Consider the following 2,810-nt stretch of genomic DNA (forward strand, 5'->3'; position numbering starts at 1 on the left):
GCAGGGCCTCGCGCGGGGAGATCCCGAAGAAGGCGGCGTCGAACTCGGCCGCCCCGCGCAGGAACCCGCCCTCACGGACGTACGAGGTACCCGTCCGCTCCGGGTCCTCGTCCACGAGCCGGTCGAGGTCCCAGCCGCGGTCGGCCGGGAAGGGGGTGATGCCGTCGGCCCCGGACGCCAGCAACTCCCAGAAGTCCTCCGGAGACTCCACCCCGCCCGGGAAACGGCAGCTCATCCCGACGATGGCGATCGGCTCGCCCGCGGTGGCCTCCACCTCCCGCAGCCGGTCGTTCGCCCTGTCCAGGTCGGAGGTGACGCGCTTCAGGTACTGCAGCAGCTTCGCTTCGTTGGCGGTCTGGGGCGTGTTGGACATGCTGGAAGGTCACCCGGTTCGTGTGGTGGTGCGTGGCGGGCAGGCGTGGTGGAGGGGGAGAGGAGAAACGGGACCGGGGACGGGGACGGGAGCCGTCCGCGCGGGGACGGCCCTAGAGGGCCCCGTACTTCTGGTCGATGTAGGCGAAGACGTCCCCGGCGTCCGCGTCGTCGAGCTCCAGCGCGGCGGGTTCCTCCGCCCCGGCCGGGTCGATCTTCCCCAGCAGGACGCGCAGCCGGTCGGCGAGCTCCGTACGGGTGCCGTCCGCGTCGTCCAGCGCGAGGGCCGCGCGCTCCAGCCGCTCCACGTCGGCGATCAGCGCGGCGGCCGGGTCCGCGTCCAGCTCCAGGCCGGCGAGGAGCTGCCCGGCGAGGGCCAGCGGCGTCGGGTGGTCGAACACCATCGTGGGGCTGAGCCGCAACCCGGTGGCGGAGCCGAGCCGGTTGCGGAACTCGACGGCGGTCAGGGAGGCGAAGCCCAGCTCGCGGAAGGTGCGGTGCGGCTGGACCGTCCGCTTGTCGGCGTGCCCCAGGACGACCGCGGTGTGCACGCACACCAGGTCCACCAGGGCCGCCGTCCGCTTCTCGGGGGCCAGGGCGGCGATCCGCTCGCGCAGCCCCGCTCCGGCCGCGGCGGCGTCCGCGGCCGCCCCGCCACCGCGTTCGGCGGCCAGGGCGTCCAGCACCCGGGCGGCCTCGGGGACGCCCGTGAGGAGGGCGCTCGGCCGGCCGGCGGTGAAGTCCCGGGCGAACCTCTCCCAGTCGAGGTCGCCGATCACGGCCGTGGGGGCGCCCGAGGCGACGGCCCTGGCGACGGCCGGGACCACGTGCTCGGGGCGCATCGGCACCACCCCGCCCCGGGCCAGCCGGCCGTCCACCTCGCCCGTGCCGTCGGTGGCCATGCCCCCGCCCGCCCAGGCGCCGAACGCGATCGACACGGCCGGCAGGCCGAGGCCCCGGCGCCGCTCGGCGAGCGTGTCCAGACCGGCGTTGGCGGCGGCGTAGTTGGCCTGCCCCGGTGAGCCCAGCGTGCCCGCGACGGAGGAGAACAGCACGAAGGCGTCCAGGTCCGCGTCCCGGGTGAGCTCGTCCAGATGGCGGGCGGCGAGGGCCTTGGACCGCAGGACGGACTCGAACCGGTCGGGCGTCAGGGTCTCCACCAGGCCGTCGTCCAGGGTGCCGGCGGTGTGCAGTACGGCGGTCAGCGGCTCGTCGGCCGGGACGGTCGCGAGGAGCGCCTCCAGGGCGGCGCGGTCGCCCGCGTCGCAGGCGGCGATGGTGGTGGGCACGCCCAGCGCGGTGAGCTCCGTGAGGAGTTCGGGCGCTCCGGGCGCCCGCAGGCCGCGGCGGCTGGTGAGGAGGAGCCGGGTGGCCCCGTTCCCGGCGAGCCAGCGGGCGAAGCGGGCGCCGAGGGCGCCGGTCCCGCCGGTGACGAGGACGGTCCCGCGCGGCTTCCAGCCGTCGGCGGGAGCAGCCGTACGGGTCAGGCGGCGCCCGAGGACGCCCTGGGCGCGTACCGCCGCCTGGTCCTCTCCGCCGTCCCCGGCCAGCAGGGCGGCCAGCCGGTCCTGGGACCGGGTGTCCACCGCCTCCGGCGGCAGGTCCACCAGGCCGCCCCACGACTGCGGGCACTCCAGCGCCGCGACCCGGCCCAGCCCCCACACCTCCGCCTGCCGGGCGTCGGCGGGCCGCTCACCGGGGCCGGCCGCGACCGCGCCCCGGGTGACCGTCCACAGCGGGGCCGGGGAGGAGGCGTTGCCGAGGGCCTGGAGCAGCAGCAGCGTCCCCGCGAGCCCGCCGGAGACGGCGGAGCCTTCCGTACGGTCCCGGGTGTCGAGGGCGAGCAGCGACAGCACCCCGGCGAGCGCCGGGGCGCCCCGCTCCGCCTCCGCGAGGAACGCCCGGTACTCCGCCCGGCCCGCGGGGTGCGCGGGCACGGCCCGTACGAGCACCTCGGCGCCGTGCCGGGTCAGCGCCGCGACCACCGAGTCCGTCCAGGCGTCCGCCGTGTGCCCGGCCGGTACGGCCACCAGCCAGGTCCCCGACAGGGCGGGCGGGGCCGGGTCCTCCGCGAGCCGGGTCCACGTCGCCCCGTAAGTCCAGTCCGCCGAGGCCGACGCCTCCCGCTCCCGGGCCCGCCAGGAGGCGAGCAGCGGGAGCGCGGCGCGCAGCGCCTCCAGCGAGGCCTCGTCGTCCCCGGTGTCACCGAGGTCCAGGGCGGCGGCCAGGGAGGCGGCGTCGGCCGCCTCGACGGCCGCCCAGAAGCGGGCGTCGCCGGCGCCCCGGGCGGCGGCCGGGAGGGTGGTGGCGGTGTCGAGCCAGTAGGACGCGCGCTGGAAGGAGTAGGTGGGGAGGTCCACGAAGGGGGTGGGCGCCCCGGCGAAGAAGGCGGTGCGGTCGGCGGGGCCGCCGCCCGTGGTGAGGAGGTGGGCGAGGGC

2 protein-coding genes are annotated in these 2,810 nt (G+C 77.7%); both read right to left on the bottom strand.

The window, feature by feature from the left end; genetic code table 11:
- Positions 1-373, bottom strand: a 373-nt coding sequence (locus VR44_RS38300) for a beta-ketoacyl synthase N-terminal-like domain-containing protein (protein WP_045952298.1), incomplete at its 3' end; no start/stop codon positions are given.
- Between the two features lie 112 nt (positions 374-485).
- The coding region (locus tag VR44_RS38305) for a beta-ketoacyl reductase (RefSeq protein ID WP_045952299.1) at positions 486-2,810 on the bottom strand (2,325 nt) is incomplete at its 5' end.

It is taken from the genome of Streptomyces katrae, assembly GCF_000966975.1.
Classification (GTDB): domain Bacteria; phylum Actinomycetota; class Actinomycetes; order Streptomycetales; family Streptomycetaceae; genus Streptomyces; species Streptomyces katrae.